This is a genomic window from Streptomyces camelliae (assembly GCF_027625935.1).
GTDB classification, from domain to species: Bacteria; Actinomycetota; Actinomycetes; order Streptomycetales; family Streptomycetaceae; genus Streptomyces; species Streptomyces camelliae.
Window position 1 is genome coordinate 6,774,642 of the sequence record NZ_CP115300.1, and the last position, 22,455, is coordinate 6,797,096.

Sequence of the window (22,455 nt, forward strand, 5' to 3'; positions counted from 1 at the left end):
TCCCCCCGCCCCCTCGGGCCGTCGGACGCCGATCTGACCGATCTTGTCCCCGACGGTCCCCACCTATGTCGCCGCCACGCGCGGCACCCCGCCGCCGCGCGCGGCACCCGCCGTCACCGTGCGGCGCCTCTGCCATGTACCCCGTGGCGTCCGCATGTTGGAACGGAGTATCCGGTTCCCGAGAACCGCTCCATCATGTAACCTGCACGAAATTTTGAGTCACACGCAGAGGGCCAACGTCGTCCCTCGGCACCTGCCACATGCCACATGACGACGACGGGAGAGCCGATGCGTACGCCGCGCCAGCCGTCCCAGCACTCCGCGAATGGCCAGAACTGGTCCTTCATGGATGCTCGCCCTGCTGCGCAGGGTATGTACGACCCCCGCAACGAACACGACGCCTGTGGTGTCGGTTTCGTCGCCACCCTCACCGGCGAGGCGTCCCACACGCTGGTCGAACAGGCCCTCACGGTCCTGCGCAACCTGGAGCACCGCGGTGCCACCGGCTCCGAGCCCGACTCGGGCGACGGCGCCGGCATCCTCTCCCAGGTGCCCGACACCTTCTTCCGTGAGGTGGCCGGATTCGACCTTCCCGCGGCGGGCTCGTACGCGGTAGGCATCGCCTTCCTGCCGGAGGAGGGCACCGAGGACGCCGTCTCGAAGATCGAGACGATCGCCGGCGAGGAGGGCCTGACGGTCCTCGGCTGGCGCACGGTCCCGGTCGCCCCGGAGCTGCTGGGCGCCACCGCCCGCTCCACCATGCCGGTCTTCCGGCAGATCTTCGTCACCGACGGCGCCAGCGAGGGCATCACGCTGGACCGCAAGGCCTTCGTGCTGCGCAAGCGCGCCGAGCGGGAGGCCGGTGTCTACTTCCCGTCGCTCTCCGCCCGCACGATCGTCTACAAGGGCATGCTGACCACCGGCCAGCTGGAGCCCTTCTTCCCGGACCTGTCCGACCGCCGCTTCGGCTCCGCGGTCGCGCTCGTCCACTCGCGCTTCTCCACGAACACCTTCCCGTCGTGGCCGCTCGCGCACCCGTACCGCTTCGTCGCGCACAACGGTGAGATCAACACCGTCAAGGGCAACCGCAACTGGATGCGCGCCCGTGAGTCGCAGCTGGTCTCCGACCTGTTCGGCGACGGCGCCCTCGACCGCATCTTCCCGGTCTGCACCCCGGACGCCTCCGACTCCGCCTCCTTCGACGAGGTCCTGGAGCTGCTGCACCTGGGCGGCCGTTCGCTGCCGCACTCCGTGCTGATGATGATCCCGGAGGCGTGGGAGAACCACGACTCCATGGACCCGGACCGCCGCGCCTTCTACAACTTCCACTCCACGATGATGGAGCCCTGGGACGGCCCGGCCTGCGTCACCTTCACCGACGGCACCCAGGTCGGCGCCGTGCTCGACCGCAACGGTCTGCGCCCCGGCCGCTACTGGGTCACCGACGACGGCCTCGTCGTCCTCGGCTCCGAGGTCGGCGTCCTCGACATCGACCCGGCCAAGGTCGTCCGCAAGGGCCGCCTGCAGCCCGGCAAGATGTTCCTCGTCGACACCGCCGAGCACCGCATCATCGAGGACGACGAGATCAAGGCGACCCTCGCCGCCGAGAAGCCGTACGCCGAGTGGCTGGAGGCCGGCGAGATCGAGCTGGGCGACCTGCCCGAGCGCGAGCACATCGTCCACACCCACGCCTCGGTCACCCGCCGCCAGCAGACCTTCGGGTACACCGAGGAGGAGCTGCGCGTCATCCTCGCGCCGATGGCCAAGACGGGCGCCGAGCCGATCGGCTCGATGGGCACCGACAGCCCGATCGCCGCTCTCTCCGCGCGCCCGCGGCTGCTCTTCGACTACTTCACCCAGCTGTTCGCGCAGGTCACCAACCCGCCGCTGGACGCGATCCGCGAGGAGCTGGTCACCTCGCTGCGCAGCTCGCTGGGCCCGGAGGGCAACCTGCTGGACCCGACGGCCGCCTCCTGCCGCTCGGTCACCCTGCCCTTCCCGGTGATCGACAACGACGAGCTGGCCAAGCTCATCCACATCAACGCAGACGGCGACATGCCCGGCTTCAAGGCCGCGACCCTGTCCGGTCTGTACCGGGTGAGCGGCGGCGGTGACAGCCTCGCCGCGCGCATCGCCGAGATCTGCGCCGAGGCCGACGCCGCCATAGACAACGGCGCCCGCCTGATCGTCCTGTCGGACCGCCACTCCGACGCCGAGCACGCGCCGATCCCGTCGCTGCTGCTCACCGCGGCCGTCCACCACCACCTCATCCGCACCAAGCAGCGCACCCACGTGGGCCTGCTGGTCGAGGCCGGTGACGTCCGCGAGGTCCACCACGTCGCCCTGCTGATCGGCTTCGGCGCCGCCGCCGTCAACCCGTACCTGGCGATGGAGTCGGTCGAGGACCTGCTGCGCGCCGGCACCTTCCTCAACGGCATCGAGCCCGAGAAGGCCATCAAGAACCTGATCTACGCCCTGGGCAAGGGCGTGCTGAAGGTCATGTCGAAGATGGGCATCTCCACCGTCGCCTCCTACCGCGGCGCCCAGGTCTTCGAGGCCGTCGGCCTGGACGAGGCCTTCGTCGAGAAGTACTTCAACGGCACGGCCACCAAGATCGGCGGCGTCGGCATCGACGTCATCGCCCAGGAGGTCGCCGCCCGCCACGCCAAGGCCTACCCGGCCTCCGGCATCGCTCCCGCGCACCGCGCGCTGGAGATCGGCGGCGAGTACCAGTGGCGCCGCGAGGGCGAGCCGCACCTGTTCGACCCGGAGACGGTCTTCCGCCTCCAGCACTCCACGCGCTCCGCTCGCTACGACATCTTCAAGAAGTACACCGAGCGGGTGAACGAGCAGTCCGAGCGGCTCATGACGCTCCGCGGTCTCTTCGGCTTCAAGTCCGACCGCCCGTCGATCTCCGTCGACGAGGTCGAGCCGGTGAGCGAGATCGTCAAGCGCTTCTCCACGGGCGCCATGTCGTACGGCTCCATCTCCAAGGAGGCGCACGAGACCCTCGCCATCGCCATGAACCAGCTGGGCGGCAAGTCCAACACCGGTGAGGGCGGCGAGGACCCGGAGCGCCTGTACGACCCGGCGCGCCGCTCGGCGATCAAGCAGGTCGCCTCCGGCCGCTTCGGCGTGACCTCGGAGTACCTGGTCAACGCGGACGACATCCAGATCAAGATGGCCCAGGGCGCCAAGCCCGGCGAGGGCGGCCAGCTGCCCGGGCACAAGGTCTACCCGTGGGTCGCGAAGACGCGTCACTCGACGCCGGGTGTCGGCCTGATCTCCCCGCCGCCGCACCACGACATCTACTCCATCGAGGACCTGGCTCAGCTGATCCACGACCTCAAGAACGCCAACCCGGCCGCGCGTATCCACGTGAAGCTGGTGTCGGAGGTCGGCGTCGGCACGGTCGCCGCCGGTGTCTCCAAGGCGCACGCGGACGTCGTGCTCATCTCCGGTCACGACGGTGGTACGGGCGCCTCGCCGCTCACCTCGCTGAAGCACGCGGGCGGCCCCTGGGAGCTGGGCCTCGCCGAGACCCAGCAGACCCTGCTGCTCAACGGGCTGCGCGACCGGATCGTCGTCCAGACCGACGGCCAGCTGAAGACCGGCCGTGACGTGGTCATCGCCGCGCTGCTCGGCGCCGAGGAGTTCGGTTTCGCGACCGCGCCGCTCGTCGTCTCCGGCTGCGTGATGATGCGCGTCTGCCACCTGGACACCTGCCCGGTCGGCATCGCCACCCAGAACCCGGTGCTGCGCGACCGCTTCGCCGGCAAGGCCGAGTACGTCGTGAACTTCTTCCGGTTCATCGCCGAGGAGGTCCGCGAGCTGCTCGCCGAGCTGGGCTTCCGCTCCATCGAGGAGGCCGTCGGCCACGCCGAGGTGCTGGACGTCGAGCGTGCCGTCGACCACTGGAAGGCGCAGGGCCTGGACCTGGAGCCGCTGTTCCACGTGCCCGACCTGCCCGAGGGCGCGGCGCGCCACCAGCTGATCGAGCAGGACCACGGCCTGGAGAAGGCGCTGGACAACGAGCTGATCAAGCTCGCCGCCGACGCCCTGGCCGCCGGCGACGCCACCGAGGCCCAGCCGGTGCGCGCCCAGGTCGCCATCCGCAACATCAACCGCACGGTCGGCACCATGCTCGGCCACGAGGTGACGAAGAAGTTCGGCGGTGCGGGCCTGCCCGACGACACCATCGACATCACCTTCACCGGTTCGGCCGGCCAGTCCTTCGGCGCGTTCCTGCCGCGCGGTGTCACGCTGCGCCTGGAGGGCGACGCCAACGACTACGTCGGCAAGGGCCTGTCCGGCGGCCGTGTCGTCGTCCGCCCGGACCGGGCCGCCGACCACCTCGCCGAGTACTCGACCATCGCGGGCAACACCATCGGCTACGGCGCCACCGGCGGCGAGCTGTTCCTGCGCGGCCGTACCGGTGAGCGGTTCTGCGTGCGCAACTCCGGCGCGCTGGTCGTCTCCGAGGGCGTGGGCGACCACGGCTGCGAGTACATGACCGGCGGTCGCGCGGTCGTCCTCGGCCCGACCGGCCGCAACTTCGCGGCGGGCATGTCCGGCGGCATCGCCTACGTCATCGACCTCGACCGCGACAACGTCAACGTCGGCAACGCCGGCTCGGTCGAGGCGCTGGACGACACGGACAAGCAGTGGCTGCACGACGTGGTGCGCCGCCACGCCGAGGAGACCGGCTCGACGGTCGCCGAGAAGCTGCTCGCCGACTGGGACGCGGCCGTGGCGCGGTTCAGCAAGATCATCCCCAGCACGTACAAGGCAGTGCTCGCCGCCAAGGACGCCGCCGAGCGAGCCGGTCTTTCCGAGACCGAGATCACCGAGAAGATGATGGAGGCGGCGATCAATGGCTGACCCGAAGGGCTTCCTGAACCACGGCCGCGAGGTCGCCGAGACCCGTCCCGTCGGTGAGCGCGTCAAGGACTGGAACGAGGTCTACGTCCCCGGCTCCCTGCTGCCGATCATCAGCAAGCAGGCCAGCCGCTGCATGGACTGCGGCATCCCGTTCTGCCACAACGGCTGTCCGCTGGGGAACCTGATCCCCGAGTGGAACGACTACGCCTACCGCGAGGACTGGGCGGCCGCCCAGGAGCGGCTGCACGCGACCAACAACTTCCCGGAGTTCACCGGTCGCCTCTGCCCGGCCCCCTGCGAGTCGGCGTGTGTGCTCGGCATCAACCAGGCGCCGGTCACCATCAAGAACGTCGAGGTCTCGATCATCGACAAGGCGTGGGAGACCGGGGACGTCGCCCCGCAGATCCCGGAGCGCCTGTCCGGCAAGACCGTCGCGGTCATCGGCTCGGGCCCGTCGGGCCTCGCCGCCGCCCAGCAGCTGACCCGGGCCGGCCACACGGTCGCCGTCTACGAGCGCGCGGACCGCATCGGAGGCCTCCTCCGGTACGGCATCCCCGAGTTCAAGATGGAGAAGCGGCACATCAACCGCCGTATCGAGCAGATGCGCGCGGAGGGCACCCGCTTCCGCACCGGCATCGAGATCGGCCGCGACCTCAAGGCGACCGACCTGAAGAAGCGGTACGACGCCGTGGTCCTGGCCGTCGGCGCGACGACCGCCCGCGACCTGCCGGTGCCGGGCCGCGAGCTCAAGGGCATCTACCAGGCGATGGAGTACCTGCCCCTGGCGAACAAGGTCCAGGAGGGCGACTACGTGGCGGCGCCCATCTCGGCCGAGGGCAAGCACGTCGTGGTCATCGGCGGCGGCGACACCGGTGCGGACTGCGTGGGCACCGCCCACCGCCAGGGCGCGGCCTCCGTCACCCAGCTGGAGATCATGCCCCGCCCGAACGACGAGCGGCACCCGACCAACCAGCCCTGGCCGACCTTCCCGATGCTCTACAAGGTCACCTCGGCCCACGAGGAGGGCGGCGAGCGGGTCTACTCCGTCTCCACCACCCACTTCGAGGGCGACGAGGACGGCAACGTGCAGTGGCTGCACCTGACCGAGGTGGAGTTCGTCGACGGCAAGCTGACCTCCAAGCCGGGCACCGAGCGCAAGATCCCGGCCCAGCTGGTCACCCTCGCCATGGGCTTCACCGGCACCGACCGGGAGAACGGCCTGGTGGAGCAGTTCGGCCTGGAGCTCGACGAACGCGGTAACATCGCCCGCGACGCCGACTTCCAGACCAACGTGCCGGGTGTGTTCGTCGCCGGTGACGCCGGCCGCGGGCAGTCCCTCATCGTGTGGGCGATCGCGGAAGGCCGCTCGGCGGCCCGCGGAGTCGACCGCCACCTCACCGGTGCCAGCGACCTGCCGGCCCCGATCCGCCCGACGGACCGCGCCCTGGCGGTCTGACGGCACCCCAGGGACCTTGAGGTCCCGCCACAGACGTCCCGTACAAAGGCGTACGGAACACTGAACGACGCCTGCCCTGTCCCCGACCGGACGCCTGGGCAGGCGTCGTCGCATGTCCGCGCGCAGTCCTTCCTCACGTAGGCTCGGCCACCGGCACGAGCACGAGGGGGGATCATGGCCGCGATCGGTCTGCGCACGGTGGAGGAGACCGCGCCCGCGCTGGTCAGCCTGTACAAGAGCGCCGGGGTGTCCCTGCGCAAGCACGGCCTGGACAGGCTGCGCGCCGCCGTCTATCTCGTGGTCGACCACTCCGGCTCCATGCGGCCGTACTACCAGGACGGCAGCGTGCAGACGCTCGCGGACCGGGTGCTGGGGCTGTCCGCGCACCTGGACGACGACGGGCGGGTGCCGGTGGTGTTCTTCTCCACGGACGTCGACGCGGTCACCGACATCGCCCTCGACCGGCACGAGGGCAGCGTCGAGCGGATCGTGGCCGGGCTCGGGCACATGGGCAGGACCAGCTATCACCTGGCGATGGACGCCGTCATCGACCACTACCTGGACAGCGGCGCCACCGCCCCCGCCCTGGTCGTCTTCCAGACCGACGGCGGCCCCCTCAGCAGGCCCGCCGCCGAGCGCTATCTGTGCAAGGCGGCGAAACTCCCGCTGTTCTGGCAGTTCGTCGGCTTCGGCGACCCGGACAGCCGGCAGTTCGACTTCCTGCGGAAGCTGGACGAGCTGCCCGTGCCCGGCGCACGGATCGTGGACAACGCCGGCTTCTTCCACGCCGGCCAGGACCCCCGGCGCATGTCCGACACCGAGCTGTACGACCGGCTCGTCGGCGAGTTCCCGCAGTGGCTCACCGCCGCACGCGCCGCCGGGATCGTACGGCCGCCCGCCTGAGTCACGCCCCGGCCTTGATGCGCTCACGCGCCTGCTCGTCCCGTGAGCGTGTCCTCCAGAAACAGCTCCCGGCACTCCTCGGGCGTGCCCCAGGCGGTGCGCAGGGCGCGGGCCTTGGTCAGCCACAGGGACAAGTCGTACTCCGCCGTGTAGCCGATCGCGCCGTGCAGCTGCAGCGCCGCGCGTGCCGTCGTGTACGCCGCCTCGCACGCCTTGAGTTTGGCGGCGGCCACGTCCGCCGGGCGCAGGGACAGCGCCGCGCCGAACAGCAGCGGACGCGCGAACTCCAGGGCCGTCGCGGCATCGGCCAGGCGGTGCTTGACCGCCTGGAAAGAGCCGATCGGGACGCCGAACTGGGTGCGCCGCCGGACGTGGTCCACCGTGCGGTCGAGCAGCGCGAGCCCGACGCCGAGGGCCTGGGCGGCGGTGGCCAGCCGGGCCCAGGTGAGGGCCAGGTCGAACGAGGGGTGGGCAGCGAGGAGTTCGCCGTCCGGGGTGAGCGGGGTCAGACGGCGGGCGGGGTCGAGGGACCGGCGCACCTGGCCCACGGGCGACGCGAGGTGGAGTCCGTCGGGGGCGAGGGCGAGGCGGAGGTCGGCCGCGTCGGCGTCCAGGGCGAGCGGGACGGCCGCTGTGTCCGCGTCCGGGGTGACGCGGGCGGGGTCGGTGTCGAGGGGGAGCGGGACGGCGGCTGTGTCCGCGTCCGGGGTGACGCGGGCGGGGCCGGTGTCGAGGGGGAGGGGGGCGGGTGCCGCGAGGGTGGCGAGATCCGCACCGGCCAGGAGCCCCGGCAGGAACCGCTTCGCGAGTGGCGCCTCGGCAAGGAGCACCGCCGCCGCGACCGTCTCCACCAGTGGGCCCGGCACCGCATGCCGACCCAACTCCACGAAAGCCAGGGTCAGTTCCACCGGATGTCGGCCCAGCCCGTCCTGCTCCTCCGGCACCGCGAGTCCGAACACCCCCGCCTCCGCGACCCTGCGCCACAGCGCACGCCCGCGCCTGGAGTCGCCGTCGCTCCAGTCACGGATCACCGCCGGGGTGTCCGCGGCCGTCAGCATCGCGTGCAGCGAGCCGGCGAAGGCGCGCTGGTCGGCGTCGGGCAGGAAGCGCATCAGCGGCGTCCCTTCGGCAGGCCGAGCAGCCGCTCGGCGACGATGTCACGCTGGATCTCGTTGGTGCCCGCGTAGATGGGCCCGGCGAGCGCGAACACATACCCCTCGGCCCACTCCGTGTCCGCCAGCTCGCCCTCGCCGTGCAGCAGATCCAGCGCCGTCTCGTGCAGGGCGAGATCCAGCTCGGACCAGAACACCTTGTTCATGCTGGACTCCGGGCCGATCCGGGCGCCGTCCAGGAAGCGGGAGGCGGCCGCGTAGGTGAACAGCTGGTAGGCGCGGGCGCCGATCAGGGCATCGGCCACGCGCGCGCGTGCGTGCTCCGGGCAGCCGCGCGCCCGCCACAGCCCGGCCAGCCGGGCGGCCGAGGCGAGGTAGCGGCCCGGTGAGCGCAGGGTGAGCCCGCGTTCGTCGCCCGCCGTGGACATCGCGATCCGCCAGCCCTCGCCGGGCTCGCCGATCACGTCCTCGTCCGGGACGAACACGTCGTCCAGGAACAGCTCCGCGAAGGCCGGTTTCCCGTCCAGGCGGCCGATCGGGCGGACGGTGACACCGGGCGCCCGCAGGTCGAACATCAGGTAGGTGAGCCCCTGGTGGGGTTTCGGCGCCTCGGGCTCGCTGCGGAACAGTCCGAAGGCCCGGTCCGCGAAGGCCGCCCGCGAGGACCAGGTCTTCTGGCCGCGCAAGCGCCAGCCGCCGTCCGTCCTGACCGCGCGGGAGGTGAGCGAGGCCAGGTCCGAGCCGGCCTCTGGCTCGGACCAGGCCTGCGCCCAGACCACCTCTCCCGTGGCCATCGGAGGCAGCACGCGCGCGCGTTGTTCCTCCGTGCCGTGGTCGAAGAGCGTCGGCGCGAGCAGGCTGACGCCGTTCTGCCCGACCCGGCCCGGCGCGCCCGCCGCCCAGTACTCCTCCTCGAAGACCAGCCAGCGCAGCAGACCGGCGTCCCGGCCGCCGTACCGCTCGGGCCAGGACACCACCGACCAGCGGTCCGCGGCCAGTTCGGCCTCCCACGCGCGGTGGGCCGCGAAGCCCTCCGCCGTCTCCAGGGACGGCAGCGGCGTACGCGGCACATGCGCCCGGAGCCAGGACCGGGCCTCGGCGCGGAACTCCTCGTCGGCCGGAGAGTGCGTCAGGTCCACCGCCGTCGCCTTCCTTCCGTCGCTCACTCCCACCGCTTCCCTAACAAGTGTTTGGTAGGTTAGCGTGGCCCTATGACAGGCGTCGAGAGCCCGGCCTACGTAGCCGGGCACGGACTGCTCCGGGGCCGCACCGCCGTCATCACCGCGGCGGCCGGCGCCGGCATCGGCGGGGCGACCGCGCACCGCTTCCTGGAAGAGGGCGCGCGGGTGCTGATCAGCGACGCGCACACACGCCGGCTGAAGGAGTACGAGACCGAGCTGGGCCGCAAGTTCCCGGGCCGGGTGGCGGCGGTGCCCTGCGACGTGACCGACGAGGCACAGGTGCGCACCCTGTTCGACACGGCCGTACGGGAGCACGGCGGACTCGACGTCGTCGTCAACAACGCGGGCCTGGGCGGGACGTCGGACCTCGTCGACATGACCGACGAGCAGTGGTCCCGGGTGCTGGACGTGACCCTGAACGGCACCTTCCGGTGCACGCGCGCCGCGCTGCGGGCCATGCGGGAGACCGGGAGCGGGGTGATCGTCAACAACGCCTCCGTCGTCGGCTGGCGCGCCCAGGCCGGGCAGGCGCACTACGCCGCCGCCAAGGCCGGGGTGATGGCGCTGACCCGGTGCGCGGCGATCGAGGCCGCCGCCTACGGCGTCCGGGTCAACGCGGTCGCCCCCAGCCTCGCCATGCACCCTCACCTGGTGAAGGTCACCTCGGCCGGGCTGCTGGAGCGGCTGACCGAGCGGGAGGCCTTCGGGCGGTACGCCGAGCCCTGGGAGGTGGCCAACGTGATCGTGTTCCTCGCGTCCGGCTACTCCTCGTACATGACCGGCGAGGTCGTGGCCGTCAGCAGCCAGCATGCCTAGGCCGATCGGGGCGGGGACCACAATGGGTCCGTGCCGACCAAGAAGAAGCCCCAGGTGACCCCGGCAGCGGCCCGGCGCGGCGAACTCCTGACCACCGCCGCCGAGGTCTTCGCCGAGCACGGCTACAACGCCACCACCGTCCGCAAGATCGCCGACCACGCCGGGATGCTCGCGGGCAGCCTCTACTACCACTTCGACTCCAAGGAGTCGATGCTTGAGGAGATCCTGCGGACCTTCCTCGACGAGCTGTGGGACGGCTACGACACCGTCCTCGCCTCCGGGCGCGGGCCCCGCGAGACGCTGGAGGCGCTCGTCACCGAGTCCTTCCGCGAGATCGACCGGCACCGCGCGGCCGTCGCCATCTATCAGAAGGAGAGCCGGCAACTCGTCGCCCAGGACCGGTTCGCGTTCCTCGCCGAGTCCCAGCGCCGGTTCGAGAAGGCCTGGCTGTCCACGCTGGAGCGCGGGGTCGCCGAGCACGTCTTCCGCGCCGACCTGGACGTCCGCCTCACCTACCGGTTCGTCCGCGACACCGTGTGGGTCGCCGCGTCCTGGTACCGGCCCGGCGGACAGCACAGCCCGGAGGAGATCGCCCGCCAGTACCTGTCGATGGTGCTCGACGGGATCGCCGTACGCGAGTGACACCGTTCGCATAACACCCCTTTCCTGTGAGGGAGTTGCCATGGCCGAGGCCTACATCGTCGAAGCGGTTCGCACGCCCGTCGGGCGGCGCGGGGGAGGACTCAGCGCGGTCCACCCGGCCGACCTGGGCGCGCATGTGCTGACGGCGCTGGTGGAGCGGGCCGGGATCGACCCGGCCGCCGTGGAGGACGTGGTCTTCGGCTGTCTGGACGCGGTGGGACCGCAGGCCGGGGACATCGCCCGCACCTGCTGGCTGGCCGCGGGCCTCCCGGAGGAGGTGCCGGGCGTGACCGTCGACCGGCAGTGCGGGTCCTCGCAGCAGGCCGTGCACTTCGCCGCGCAGGCCGTGCTCTCCGGCACGCAGGACCTGGTGATCGCCGGCGGGGTGCAGAACATGTCCCAGATCCCCATCGCCTTCGCCTCCCGACAGGCCGCCGCCCCCCTCGGCCTCACCGAGGGCCCCTTCCTCGGCAGCACCGGCTGGCGCGCCCGCTACGGCGACCAGCCCGTCAACCAGTTCGCCGGCGCCGAGCTGATCGCCGCCCAGTGGGGCATCAGCCGCGAGGACCAGGAGGAGTTCGCCCTCCGCTCGCACCGGCGCGCGCTGCGGGCCATCGACACCGGCCGCTTCGCGCGCGAGACCGTCCCCTACGGCGAGGTCACCGTCGACGAGGGCCCCCGCCGGGACACCTCCCTGGAGAAGATGGCCGCGCTGAAACCCGTCCTCGACGGCGGCACCATCACCGCGGCCTGCTCCTCCCAGGTCTCCGACGGCGCCGCGGCCCTGCTGCTCGCCTCGGAGCGGGCCGTACGCGACCACGGGCTGCGCCCCCGCGCCCGCGTCCACCACCTCTCCGTGCGCGGCGAGGACCCCATCCGCATGCTCTCCGCCCCGATCCCGGCCACCGCCCACGCCCTGGACCGGACCGGACTGACCATCGACGCCATCGACCTCGTGGAGATCAACGAGGCCTTCGCACCCGTCGTCCTGGCCTGGCTGAAGGACACCGGCGCCGACCCCGAGAAGGTCAACGTCAACGGCGGCGCGATCGCCCTCGGCCACCCCCTCGGCGCGACCGGCGTCCGCCTGATGACCACCCTGCTCCACGAACTGGAACGCACCGGCGGCCGCTACGGCCTCCAGACCATGTGCGAGGGCGGGGGTCAGGCGAATGTGACGATCGTCGAGCGTGTGTGACCGGACTGGCGGTGGGTGGCCACGCGGTTCGGCGGACGGAGTCCGGCGCAGGCTTCCGAAGCCTGGGAGGCCCCCTGGGGCCGAGCGGTGCGAGGGGGCCGTTGGGGGTGGTGTCCATGTGCGAGGGCGGGGGTCAGGCGAATGTGACGATCGTCGAGCGTGTGTGACCGGACTGGCGGTGGGTGGCCACGCGGTTCGGCGGACGGAGTCCGGCGCAGGCTTCCGAAGCCTGGGAGGCCCCCTGGGGCCGAGCGGTGCGAGGGGGCCGTTGGGGGTGGTGTCCATGTGCGAGGGCGGGGGTCAGGCGAATGTGACGATCATCGAGCGTGTGTGACCGGACTGGCGGTGGGTGGCCACGCGGTTCGGCGGACGGAGTCCGGCGCAGGCTTCCGAAGCCTGGGAGGCCCCCTGGGGCCGAGCGGTGCGAGGGGGCCGTTGGGGGTGGTGTCCATGTGCGAGGGCGGGGGTCAGGCGAACGTGACGATCATCGAACGCCTTTGAGCTCGCCCGGGCCCGTCAGTCCGTCAGTCCGTCAGTCCGTCAGCTCCGCCAGTTGCGCCAGCGCCTCTTCCGCCTCCTTCTCGATCCGCTCCACCAGCTCCGCGCACGACGGCAGGTCGTCGATCACCCCGGCGACCTGCCCGGACGCCATCACCCCCAGGTCCGTACGGCCGTCCACCATCGCCGACTTCAGCAGCATCGGCGTGTTCGCCGCCAGCAGCACCTGGCTCCAGGTCAGCTCCTTTCCGTGTCTCGTGGCCAGGCCGTCCCGGATCAGCTGCCGCCAGGTGAGGCCCGACAGCCGGCGGAAACCGGCTGCCCTGCGCGCCGCGTGGGCCAGCGTCCGGATCCGGCCCGACCGCTCCAGTGCGTCCACCAGCTCCGTGCGCAGCATCCGGTGCGGCAGACCGTCCACCGCCCGGGTGACCGTGACGTCCCGGACCGTCGCGGCCAGATAGCGGGCCTTCACCGCGTCCGGCACCGTCGAGTCGGAGGTGAGCAGGAACCGCGTCCCCATCGCCACGCCGGCGGCCCCGTACGCCAGCGCCGCCACCAGGCCCCGACCGTCGAAGAAGCCGCCCGCCGCCACCACGGGTATGTCCACCGCGTCCACCACCTGCGGCAGCAGCACGCTCGTCGCCACCTCCCCGGTGTGCCCGCCGCCCTCGCCGCCCTGGACGATCACGGCGTCCGCCCCCCACGCGGCCACCTTCTCGGCGTGCCGGCGCGCCCCGACGGACGGGATGACCACCACGCCCGCCTCCTTCAGCCGGGCGATCAGCTCCGGCGAGGGCGCCAGCGCGAAGGAGGCCACCCGCACACCCTCCTCCAGCATGATCCGCACCCGGTCGGCCGCGTCGCCCGCGTCGGCCCGCAGGTTCACCCCGAACGGCGCGTCCGTGCGCGACCTCACCTCCCGTATCGCGTCCCGCAGGTGATCGGGTGTCATCGTGGCCGAGGCCAGGATGCCGAGCGCGCCCGCGTTCGCCGCCGCCGAGACCAGCCGGGGGCCGGCCACCCACCCCATCCCGGTCTGCACGATCGGACGCCGTACGCCGACCAGCCGGGTCAGCGCGGTCTCCATCCGTCCCTCACCCCCTCGCCTTCTCGGGCACCTCACGGGTGCGCGCCCCCTGCGGGTCCAGCACCTCGCGGATCAGCCGCAGCTCCGCCGCCTCGGGCTCCCGGGTGCGGGGCACCTCGTCCGGCACCGCGAGCGCGAAGCCCGTCGCCTCCCGCACCCGCTCCACGCTCACCCCCGGGTGCAGCGAGGCCAGCCGCATCGTGCGGTCCGGCGTGGCGAAGTCGAAGACGCCGAGGTCGGAGACCACCCGGGCCAGGTGGTGGAAGCGGGCCGCGCCGCCCAGCCCGGCCGCCCGGTCGTACCCCACCCCGCACACCACGTCCACCCGCTCCACGAACACCCGCCGGGAGTGTCTCGGGATCCAGTAACTCGTCGGATTGTTCAGCGTGTTGAGCGGCGCCCCGCGCATCCCGAGCAACTGCCGGCGAGGCCGTGCCCAGTCCCCGATGCAGGAGATGTTCTGGTTGCCGTACCGGTCGAGCTGGCTCGCGCCCATCATCACGTGCCGGCGCCCGCCCGCCACCAGGTCCAGATGCCGCCGGTACGGCAGCCAGCCCTCGGGGGCGCCGTCCGGGCCGACCAGCAGGGCCTCGCCGTCGGTGAGCAGCAGGTCCGGCGCGAAGGTGAGCCGGGCGAGCCGCGCCCCCAGCGAGGGGATCAGGCCCATCGGGCTCGCCAGGATCTCCCCGGCCCCGCGCCAGGCGTCGGCGCAGGCGATCACGCAGTACTCGGCGCGGGTGGGCGGGGGGAGGGCAGCCCGCGTGACCGCCGTCTCCGGTGTGCTCATCCCGTCTGCTCCTTCCGCCACTCACGCACCGCCGACCGGTAGGCCGCCTCGTCCCCGCCGAGGAACCGCTCGGTGAACTCCGGCCAGGGCGTGGCCGCGTAGAGCCGCTGGAACTCCTCGTCCCGGCCGTAGTCCGGGGCGCAGGACGTGAAGTGCGCGCCGTGCGGGGCCTCCACCACGCCCGTCACCGCGAGGCGGGTCAGGAGCAGCGACTGCGGGGGCGCCTCCTTCGTCAGCTCGGCCGTGTCCACGATCCGTTCGCAGGAGACATAGGCCGCGTCCGCCGCCTCGCAGAACAGGTCGTCCATGTACGGGTCCGGGCCCAGACACTGCCCGTTGCCCAGCCGGTCGGCGCGGCCCACGTGCACCAGGGCCGCGTCCATCCGCAGAGCCGGCATCGCCACGAGGGTCTCCCCGTCCTCGTACGGCGACGTGACCGTCCGCAGCTCCGGGTTGATCCGCAGCACGTCCGACCCGATCCCCGCCCGCACCGGCAGGAAGGGCAGCCGGTGCGCCGCCGCCCGCAGGCCCGCCAGGAACATCCCCTCGTCGACCTCCGTCAGCTCGAACCCGGCCCGCTCGCGCGCCGCCCGGTAGTGCGGTTCCAGCGGGATGGAGTCGAGGGTGACGAAGGCGGTGACCAGCCGGCGGATCCGGCCGGCCGCGGCCAGCATGCCGACGTCCGGGCCGCCGTACGACACCACCGTCAGATCCGTGACGCCCGTCCGCAGCAGGGCTCTGACCAGCGCCATCGGCTTGCGCCGCGAACCCCAGCCGCCGATGCCCAGGGTCATTCCGCTCTCCAGCCGGGAGACCACCTCGTCGGCAGTCATCGTCTTGTCGCCCACCTATGAGCCCTCCTTCCCGAACGTGTCGCGGACCCGGTCGGCCAGGCCGCTGAGGTTGGCCTCGAAGGTGAAGCCCTGCTCGAAGCGGTAGCTGCGGCGGACGTCGACCGGGTCGATGCCGTTGATCGCGGCCTTCGCCATGCGCAGCAGCCGTCCGTCCTTCGCGGCGATCTCCCGGGCCAGCTCCAGCGCCGCCGCCCGCAGCTCCGCGCGCGGCACCACCCGCCACACCGAGCCGTGCCGGTGCAACTCGGCGGCGCTCGCCGTGCGCCCCGTGTAGTACAGGGCGCGCATCACGTGCTGCGGGACCAGCCGGGCCAGATGGGTCGCTGCACCCAGCGCGCCCCGGTCCAGCTCGGGCAGCCCGAAGGTGGCGTCCTCGCTCGCCACGATCGCGTCCGCGTTGCCCACCAGGCCTATCCCGCCGCCCAGACAGAAGCCCTGCACCGCCGCGACGACCGGGACCGCGCACTCGTACACCGCGGCGAAGGCCTCGGCGCAGCCGTGGTTGGCGCCGATCAGGGCCTCCTGCCCGGACGCCTGTATCTCCTTGATGTCCACGCCCGCGTTGAACCCCCGGCCCTCGGCGGCCAGCACGACGCAGCGGACCTCCGCGTCGCGGCCGGACGCGCGCACGGCCTCGGCCAGGTCGGACCAGCCGCGCACCGGCAGCGCGTTCACCGGCGGGAAGTCGACCGTGACGACGGAAATCCCTTTTTCCGGGGACGAACGGGAGACACCCATGGGCGCATCAGCTACCTTTCCACCAAACATTTGTTAGGTGCGATGGCTTCGAAGCTAGCAGCCTGCGCGGACAAGCGGGAGGCCCTGTGGACAACTCGACGGCGCGCCCTGTGGACAACTCGTCGCGCGACAGAACCGTGGTCGTCACCGGCGGCACCCGGGGAGTCGGAGCCGGGATAGCCCAGGCCTTCGCCGGGACCGGAGCGCGCGTGCTGTCCTGCGCCCGCCGACCGCCCGAACGCCCCCTCGACGGCGTGGAGTTCGCCCCCCTCGACCTGCGCGACCCGCCCGCCGTACGCGCCTTCTTCGCCGCTCTGCCCCGGCTCGACGTGCTCGTCAACAACGCCGGCGGCACCCCGTACCGGCTGCTCGCCGAAGCCGACGCCGAACGGCACGCCAGGGTCGTCGAGCTGAACCTGATCACCCCGCTGACCGCCTCCCTCGCCGCCTACGAACACCTGCGGCGCAGCCGGGGCTCGGTCGTGATGGTCGGCAGCGTCAGCGGCACCCGGCCCTCGCCCGGTTCGGCCGCCTACGGCGCCGCCAAGGCGGGCCTGGCGAACCTGGCCGCCTCCATGGCCGTGGAATGGGCCCCCGAGGTCCGCGTCAACACGCTCGTGGTCGGCATGGTCCGCACCGAGCTGTCGCACCTGCACTACGGCGGCCCGGACGGCGTCGCCTCCGTCTCCCGCACCGTCCCGCTCGGCCGGCTGGCCGTCCCCGCCGACGTCGGTGCCGCGGCCGTCTTCCTCGCCTCCGACGCGGCCGCCTACATCAGCGGGGCGAGCCTGCACGTGCACGGCGGCGGGGAGCGGCCCGCCTTCCTGGACGCCACGACAGCCAACCGCGAGAAGTGAGAAGGGGTACGTGAGATGAGTGCGATCTGCGACGGCCGGGTCGTCGTCGTCACCGGCGCCGGCCGCGGGCTCGGCCGCGCCCATGCCCTCGCCTTCGCCGCCGAGGGCGCCCGGGTGGTCGTCAACGATCTGGGTGTCGGGCCGGACGGCGCACCCGGCGTCTGTTCGGACAGCCCGGCCGGATCCGTCGTCGCCGAGATCCGGTCCGCCGGCGGCGAGGCGGTCGCGCACGGCGGCGACATCGCCACGGCCGAGGGCGCCGCGTCCCTGGTCCGGGCCGCCGTGGAGACGTACGGTCGGCTCGACACGCTCGTCAGCAACGCCGGTTTCCTGCGCGACCGCATGCTGGTCAACCTCGGCGAGGACGACTGGGACGCCGTGATCCGCGTCCACCTCAAGGGCCACTTCCTGCCGCTGAAGCACGCCGCCGCGCACTGGCGGGCCGAGGCCAAGGCCGGGCGTGCCCCGGTGGCCCGGGTCGTGCACACCAGCAGCGGCGCCGGTCTGCTGGGCTCGGTCGGGCAGGGCAACTACAGCGCCGCCAAGGCCGGGATCGTCGGGCTGACCCTGGTCGCGGCGGCCGAGCTGGCCCGCTACGGCGTCCAGGTCAACGCCGTCGCGCCCGCCGCCCGTACACGGATGACGGAACGTACCTTCGCCGAGACGATGGCGGCGCCGGCGACCGGTTTCGACACCATGGCACCCGAGAACGTCTCCCCGCTCGTGGTCTGGCTGGGCTCGGCCGCGAGCGCGGGCGTGACGGGCCGGGTCTTCGAGGCGGAAGGCGGCCGCATCACGGTCATGGAGGGCTGGCGCCCGGGTCCTACAGCGGACAAGGGGGCGCGCTGGACCCCGGCCGAGGCGGGGGAGACAGCCCGCGCACTGCTGGCACGGGCGGAGCCGCCGGGGGCGGTGTACGGCTGCTAGAGCCTGTCCGGCGGATCAGGCTGGCTCAAGGCAAGGGGGCCTCATCAATACCGGTGAGCGGGGGCTGGTGCGTCCGGCTGCAAGGTGGAGGAGGCCGTGACATCAGCCGCTGCCGCGGCGGGCGACGCGATGGGGTCCCCCCGCGCTGGGGGTCCCCCCGCGCTGGGGGTCCCCCCGCGCTGGGGGTCCCTCCCGCGCGAGCGAAGCCGAGCGTGGGGGAGAAGCCGAGCGTGGGGGAGTCGGCGAGCGACGACAACGCCGCAGATGTGCGTGCCAGGGCCCGCGACGCCGGGGTGATCCAAACGACACCCCCTAGGTGTCGCACTCCAGCACCCTCCGGCACACCCCGCACCGCGCGCGCACGCGCCCCCGTACCGGTACCCGGATCCGCTGGTGGCAGGTCGGGCAGGGGAAGGTGACGCGGAGGTGGCCGGCGGGGTCGGGGGTGAAGGTGTAGGGGGCGTCCGGGGCGGCTGAGGGCGCGTGGCGGCGGTCGTGGGCGTAGCGGCGCCGGCCCGCCCAGCCCGCGCCCGTCAGCGGCGGCTGCTGCTCGTCCCGGCGGGCCCGGGCCAGCCCGTTGGCGTACGCGGTGTAGGCCTGCGGGCTGGTGAACCACACCGAGGGGTCCTCACCGAACAGCAGCGCCCGCTTGGCCAGGACGTAGCCGAACTCCTCGGGGGTGAGATAGCCGAGCTTCTGCGAGGAGACCGCGTCCTCCCGGTAGGCGTCCAGCAGCAGCCAGCCCGCGCCCAGGTAGGTCGTCACCGTGTCCGTCAGGATCTCGTTCTCGGCCGTCGTGGGGAAGGCGAGGTCCAGGCGGTGCAGATAGACGTGGGCCACCTCATGGGCGAGCGCCGCGCCGATGTCCCTGCGGTGGGTGCGGAAGCGGTCGTTCAGCTCGACGAAGTACTCGGGGCCCGCCGCCAGTTCGACGTTGGCCGCATGGCTCATCTCCCGGAAGCCGACGATCAGCCGCGCGTCCGGCAGCCGGAAGTGCCGCACGATCTCGCGGGCCACGCGCTGCGCGCCCAGATACAGGTCGTCGGTGTCGCAGAAGGCCACGTCGGCGGGGGCCACGCTGGCCGAGAACGTCTCGACGGTGTCGCGGGACACGCGCCGGTACAGCGCGTTGACCGCCGCCCGCACCGTCTCCAGGTGCGGGAAGCCGTGCTCGACCGGTCCGCCGTTCGCCACGTCCGCACCCCCATCGACGCCGGAACTCCTCTCCACTGTAGGCGCGGCGGACCGCCGGTCACACGGGCAGCGGCGGGGACCCGGTCACGCGGGCAGCAGGCGGGGCGCCGGGCCGTCCGGCGCGGTTTCCTGCAGTTCCAGCACCCACAGCTCGTTCTCGCCCTCCCGCAGCACCGGCCCGGGGACGTACAGGGACCGCTGCGGGCCCACCGACCAGTAGCGGCCCAGTCCGAAACCGTTGATCCAGACGAAGCCGCGCGTGCAGCCGGGCAGCTCCAGCCGGGCGTCCCCGGCCCCGCGGACCATGAGCGTGCCCCGGTACAGGCCCGGCGTGCCCTCCCCGGGCGGCGCGCCGAAGGGCACCGCGTCCACACCGGCCTCGAAGGCGTCCAGATCCAGCCCACGCGCGCGTATCCCGTGCAGATACTGCCGCTCGTGCAGGAGGCCGCCGGTGACGCCCTTGGCCTCGCCGAGGCGCGGGCCGTAGTTCACCCGCCCCAGGGACTCCACCCACAGCTCCACGCGCGCGGGGCCCGCGACGGGCTCCTTCAGCTCCGGCTCCTCCTCGGTGAGCACCCCGGCCCGCGCCCCGTCGACGTACACCACCGCCAGGTCCCGCAGCCCGCGTGCGGTGAGCGGGTACGGCTGCCGTGGACCCGGCACCTCCACCGCGTAGCGCACCAGACCCCGGGTGATCCCCAGCTCCTCGAAGGACGGCGGCATCGGCGTCACCGTCTCCTCGCCGCCCAGCGCCTCCAGCACGTCGGCCAAAGGCGCCCATGCCGTGAGAGCCGCCTCCACCGGTGTGTCCAACACGGGCGGATGCGGCGGCAGTTCGGGCAGCGGAACCGAACAGTGGCCCGCCAGGACCTCGCGGAAGCGCCAGAACTTCTCGGTGGGGCGGCCCTGTTCGTCGATCGGCGCGTCGTAGTCGTACGACGTCACGTCCGGCTCCAGGGGGCCCTCGTGGAGTGCGCCGCCGCCCCGGTTGGCGCCCGCCCAGCCGCCGAAACTCGTGCCGCCGTGCGCCATGTACAGGTTCACCGACGCCCCCGAGTCCAGGATCTCCCGCAGCGCCTCCGCGGCCTCGGCCGGGTCCCGTACGACGTGCTCGCCGGCCCAGTGGTCGAACCAGCCGCACCAGAACTCCATGCACATCAGCGGGCCGGCCGGGCGATGGCGGCGCAGCGTGTCGAAGGCCACGCGCGCGTGCGAGCCGAAGTTCACCGTGGCGAGCACCCCGGGCAGCGAACCGCCGGTCAGCATGTGGTCCTCGGGCCCGTCCGAGGTGAACAGCGGGACCGTGACCCCCTCGGCCCGCAGCAGTTCGGCCAGGGCGGTCAGCTGGCCGGTGTCACTGCCGTAGCTGCCGTACTCGTTCTCGACCTGCACCATGAGCACCGGGCCACCGCGGTCGATCTGCCGGGGGACGACCTCCCGCAGCAGCCGGCCGAACCAGCTGTGCACGGCTCGCAGACAGCGCTCGTCGCGGGTACGCGCGCGCGTGCCCACCTCGTGCGTCAGCCACGCGGGCAGGCCGCCGTTCTCCCACTCGGCGCAGATGTACGGGCCCGGCCGCACGATCGCCCACAGACCGGCCTCGCGGACGGCGTCCAGGAAACGGCCGACCGCCCGCACGTCCCGGAAGGCGCCGGGGCGCGGTTCGTGCAGATTCCACGGGACGTACGTCTCCACGCAGTTCAGGCCCATCGCCCGCAGCATCGCCAGCCGGTGCCGCCACTGCGCCTCGTGCACCCGGAAGTAGTGCAGCGCCCCGGACAGCAGCCGCACCGGCCGCCCGTCCAGCAGGAAGTCGGATTCCCCCACCGTGAACTCGCTCATGCGCCCAAGCCTCACCTCTTCCGGCGACCTGCGCCATGGACGAAGATCGTTGCTGCTTGGACAAAAGTCCGCCGTCCCCGACACCGGGAGGAGCGCCGATGTACCAGACCTGGATGCGGTTCTTCAGCCCCGGCCCCGCCCACCACCGCCTCGGCCTGGTCTGTCTCGGCGTCGGTCTCCAGCACGGCGCGCTGCCCACGGTCGGCCCGCGCACCCTCGACCACCACGTGGCCGTGGTGATCAGCTCGGGCGGCGGCTGGTACCGGGGCGCCGACGGCCGCCGTACGACCGTCACCGCGCCCGCGCTGCTCTGGCTCACCCCCGGCGTGCCCCACCACTACGCGCCCGACCCCGGTACCGGCTGGGACGAGGGCTTCGTCGACTTCGCCGGGCCCGCCGCCACGACGTACACCGAACTCGGCTACATCGAGCCCGAGCGGCCCGTCGTCCCGCTCTCCGACGCCTCCGGGCCCCGCGCGGTGGTCGCCCGTATCGTGCGCGCCGCCCGCCGCGGCAACCCCCTGCTGGAGGTGGAGACCGGCGCCGCCGTGCACGAGCTCCTGGTCGCCCTGCGCCGGGCCCGCGCCGACCTCGCCCCGGACGGCGACCAGGTGCTCCAGGCCCTCGCCCGCGACGCCTGCACCCCGATGAGCGTCGCCGACCACGCGCGCGTGCACGGCATGACTCCCGCCGAGCTGCGCAGCGCCGTCCGCCGGGCCGCCGGGTGCAGCCCCAAGGACTACCTGCTCGGCATCCGCCTCGCCCGCGCCAAGGAACTCCTCGCCGCCACCGAGCTGCCCGTCGCGGCCGTCGCCCGCCGCGTCGGCTACGAGGACCCCGCCTACTTCTCCCGGCTGTTCACGCGCCGCGTGGGGCTCGCCCCGGTCCGCTTCCGGGCCCAGCAGGGCCGCACCGTCCCCGGCGGCTGGAGCGACCAGGTCCCGGACCCCGCCGCCCCTCCGATGATCCACTCTCCGGACACCCCGTAGACGCGGGCCGACGACCGCATAGGGTTGAGGGCCATGACCACCAGCAACACCGGCACCGGTGACATGGACCCCGGGGTCCGCCAGGAACTGGAGCGGCTGCGCGACAGCATCGACAACATCGACGCGGCCGTCGTCCACCTGCTCGCCGAGCGGTTCAAGGCCACCCAGCAGGTCGGCCGGCTCAAGGCCGTCCACCAGCTGCCGCCCGCCGACCCGGGCCGCGAGGCCCGCCAGATCGAGCGGCTGCGCCGCCTCGCCGAGAACGCCAAGCTCGACCCGGCCTTCGCCGAGAAGTTCCTGAACTTCATCATCGCCGAGGTGATCCGGCACCATGAGCGCATCGCCGAGGACACCGCCAACGCGCAGTCGGCGGACGACTGAGCCGGACCCGAAGGGCGGTTGACGCCCGCTCCGGAAGGGCGGCCGACAAGGCGGACATATATCGTGAAGTCGTCCACCCCCTGTGCGCTGTCAGTGCTATCAGGCAGCATGT

The 22,455-nt window shown here is 72.7% G+C and carries 18 protein-coding genes; 10 read left to right on the forward strand and 8 right to left on the reverse strand.

Translation table 11 applies throughout. From position 1 onward, the window contains the following. Positions 1–288: 288 nt before the first annotated feature. The 3 genes from gltB (at position 289) to O1G22_RS31115 (ending at position 7,240) form a co-directional block, all read left to right on the forward strand. Entirely contained in the window at positions 289–4,881 is a 4,593-nt protein-coding gene (gene gltB, locus O1G22_RS31105) for a glutamate synthase large subunit (protein WP_270084349.1), read from the forward strand. Then, complete coding sequence (locus O1G22_RS31110) at positions 4,874–6,337, forward strand: glutamate synthase subunit beta (RefSeq protein WP_270084350.1); 1,464 nt, start codon at positions 4,874–4,876, stop codon at positions 6,335–6,337. Before gltB ends, O1G22_RS31110 begins: the two co-directional genes overlap by 8 nt. Positions 6,338–6,511: 174 nt before the next feature. Then, a complete protein-coding gene (locus O1G22_RS31115) occupies positions 6,512–7,240 on the forward strand; it encodes a vWA domain-containing protein (RefSeq protein ID WP_270084351.1) in 729 nt (242 codons plus the stop codon). Between the two features lie 23 nt (positions 7,241–7,263). Here the strand turns inward: O1G22_RS31115 and O1G22_RS31120 are convergent, their stop codons facing one another. Both O1G22_RS31120 and O1G22_RS31125 read right to left on the reverse strand, forming a co-directional pair. Then, on the reverse strand, positions 7,264–8,352 hold the full coding sequence (locus tag O1G22_RS31120) for an acyl-CoA dehydrogenase family protein (RefSeq protein WP_270084352.1): 1,089 nt from the start codon (positions 8,350–8,352) through the stop codon (positions 7,264–7,266). Continuing rightward, entirely contained in the window at positions 8,352–9,491 is a 1,140-nt protein-coding gene (locus O1G22_RS31125; RefSeq protein WP_270086598.1) for an acyl-CoA dehydrogenase family protein, read from the reverse strand. The genes O1G22_RS31120 and O1G22_RS31125 overlap by 1 nt, the downstream gene beginning before the upstream one ends. A gap of 72 nt (positions 9,492–9,563) precedes the next feature. Here O1G22_RS31125 and O1G22_RS31130 point away from each other — a divergent pair, with 72 nt between their 5' ends. From O1G22_RS31130 to O1G22_RS31140, 3 genes are read left to right on the forward strand one after another with little or no spacing between them, the layout of a single operon-like run. Next, on the forward strand, positions 9,564–10,349 hold the full coding sequence (locus O1G22_RS31130; RefSeq protein WP_270084353.1) for an SDR family oxidoreductase: 786 nt from the start codon (positions 9,564–9,566) through the stop codon (positions 10,347–10,349). Between the two features lie 30 nt (positions 10,350–10,379). Further along, positions 10,380–10,991 carry a TetR/AcrR family transcriptional regulator gene (locus O1G22_RS31135; protein WP_270084354.1) on the forward strand — a complete coding sequence of 204 codons (612 nt, stop codon included), beginning with the start codon at positions 10,380–10,382 and terminating at the stop codon, positions 10,989–10,991. 40 nt (positions 10,992–11,031) lie between these two features. Next, positions 11,032–12,189, forward strand: coding sequence for an acetyl-CoA C-acetyltransferase (locus tag O1G22_RS31140; protein WP_270084355.1), 1,158 nt, complete (start codon positions 11,032–11,034; stop codon positions 12,187–12,189). A 532-nt stretch (positions 12,190–12,721) separates the two neighbouring features. Here the strand turns inward: O1G22_RS31140 and O1G22_RS31145 are convergent. Genes O1G22_RS31145 through O1G22_RS31160 form a run of 4 tightly spaced genes read right to left on the reverse strand, consistent with a single transcriptional unit; the run spans position 12,722 to position 16,153 of the window. Next, a complete protein-coding gene (locus O1G22_RS31145; RefSeq protein ID WP_270084356.1) occupies positions 12,722–13,774 on the reverse strand; it encodes an NAD(P)H-dependent flavin oxidoreductase in 1,053 nt (350 codons plus the stop codon). A gap of 7 nt (positions 13,775–13,781) precedes the next feature. Beyond that, positions 13,782–14,561: a CoA-transferase subunit beta gene (locus O1G22_RS31150; protein ID WP_270084357.1), complete on the reverse strand. Its 780-nt coding sequence runs from the start codon at positions 14,559–14,561 to the stop codon at positions 13,782–13,784. Continuing rightward, a complete protein-coding gene (locus tag O1G22_RS31155; RefSeq protein ID WP_225096618.1) occupies positions 14,558–15,409 on the reverse strand; it encodes a CoA transferase subunit A in 852 nt (283 codons plus the stop codon). The genes O1G22_RS31150 and O1G22_RS31155 overlap by 4 nt, the downstream gene beginning before the upstream one ends. Continuing rightward, positions 15,410–16,153 (reverse strand): enoyl-CoA hydratase family protein, encoded by a 744-nt coding sequence (locus O1G22_RS31160; RefSeq protein WP_270084358.1) that lies wholly within the window; start codon positions 16,151–16,153, stop codon positions 15,410–15,412. 86 nt (positions 16,154–16,239) lie between these two features. Here O1G22_RS31160 and O1G22_RS31165 point away from each other — a divergent pair, with 86 nt between their 5' ends. Further along, positions 16,240–17,010, forward strand: a complete 771-nt coding sequence (locus O1G22_RS31165) for an SDR family oxidoreductase (protein WP_270084359.1) — start codon at positions 16,240–16,242, stop codon at positions 17,008–17,010. 15 nt (positions 17,011–17,025) lie between these two features. After that, the gene (locus O1G22_RS31170) at positions 17,026–17,937 is read left to right on the forward strand and encodes an SDR family oxidoreductase (protein ID WP_270084360.1); all 912 of its coding nucleotides are present in this window, start codon (positions 17,026–17,028) and stop codon (positions 17,935–17,937) included. A gap of 312 nt (positions 17,938–18,249) precedes the next feature. Here the strand turns inward: O1G22_RS31170 and O1G22_RS31175 are convergent, their stop codons facing one another. Both O1G22_RS31175 and O1G22_RS31180 read right to left on the reverse strand, forming a co-directional pair. Then, complete coding sequence (locus O1G22_RS31175) at positions 18,250–19,131, reverse strand: hypothetical protein (protein ID WP_270084361.1); 882 nt, start codon at positions 19,129–19,131, stop codon at positions 18,250–18,252. 84 nt (positions 19,132–19,215) lie between these two features. After that, positions 19,216–20,973: a glycoside hydrolase family 35 protein gene (locus O1G22_RS31180; RefSeq protein WP_270084362.1), complete on the reverse strand. Its 1,758-nt coding sequence runs from the start codon at positions 20,971–20,973 to the stop codon at positions 19,216–19,218. Between the two features lie 98 nt (positions 20,974–21,071). On the opposite strand from O1G22_RS31180, the gene O1G22_RS31185 reads away from it, so the two are divergent. Beyond that, a complete protein-coding gene (locus O1G22_RS31185; RefSeq protein WP_270084363.1) occupies positions 21,072–21,962 on the forward strand; it encodes a helix-turn-helix domain-containing protein in 891 nt (296 codons plus the stop codon). Positions 21,963–21,995: 33 nt separating this feature from the next. Then, positions 21,996–22,343 carry a chorismate mutase gene (locus tag O1G22_RS31190; RefSeq protein WP_270084364.1) on the forward strand — a complete coding sequence of 116 codons (348 nt, stop codon included), beginning with the start codon at positions 21,996–21,998 and terminating at the stop codon, positions 22,341–22,343. The last annotated feature ends 112 nt before the right edge of the window (positions 22,344–22,455 follow it).

Coding starts and splice junctions, on each gene's coding strand:
- gltB (WP_270084349.1), top strand. CDS start 289: ATGCGTACGCCGCGCCAGCCGTCCCAGCACTCCGCGAATGGCCAGAAC.
- O1G22_RS31110 (WP_270084350.1), top strand. CDS start 4,874: ATGGCTGACCCGAAGGGCTTCCTGAACCACGGCCGCGAGGTCGCCGAG.
- O1G22_RS31115 (WP_270084351.1), top strand. CDS start 6,512: ATGGCCGCGATCGGTCTGCGCACGGTGGAGGAGACCGCGCCCGCGCTG.
- O1G22_RS31120 (WP_270084352.1), bottom strand. CDS start 8,352: ATGCGCTTCCTGCCCGACGCCGACCAGCGCGCCTTCGCCGGCTCGCTG.
- O1G22_RS31130 (WP_270084353.1), top strand. CDS start 9,564: ATGACAGGCGTCGAGAGCCCGGCCTACGTAGCCGGGCACGGACTGCTC.
- O1G22_RS31140 (WP_270084355.1), top strand. CDS start 11,032: ATGGCCGAGGCCTACATCGTCGAAGCGGTTCGCACGCCCGTCGGGCGG.
- O1G22_RS31145 (WP_270084356.1), bottom strand. CDS start 13,774: ATGGAGACCGCGCTGACCCGGCTGGTCGGCGTACGGCGTCCGATCGTG.
- O1G22_RS31150 (WP_270084357.1), bottom strand. CDS start 14,561: ATGAGCACACCGGAGACGGCGGTCACGCGGGCTGCCCTCCCCCCGCCC.
- O1G22_RS31160 (WP_270084358.1), bottom strand. CDS start 16,153: ATGGGTGTCTCCCGTTCGTCCCCGGAAAAAGGGATTTCCGTCGTCACG.
- O1G22_RS31170 (WP_270084360.1), top strand. CDS start 17,026: ATGAGTGCGATCTGCGACGGCCGGGTCGTCGTCGTCACCGGCGCCGGC.
- O1G22_RS31180 (WP_270084362.1), bottom strand. CDS start 20,973: ATGAGCGAGTTCACGGTGGGGGAATCCGACTTCCTGCTGGACGGGCGG.
- O1G22_RS31185 (WP_270084363.1), top strand. CDS start 21,072: ATGTACCAGACCTGGATGCGGTTCTTCAGCCCCGGCCCCGCCCACCAC.
- O1G22_RS31190 (WP_270084364.1), top strand. CDS start 21,996: ATGACCACCAGCAACACCGGCACCGGTGACATGGACCCCGGGGTCCGC.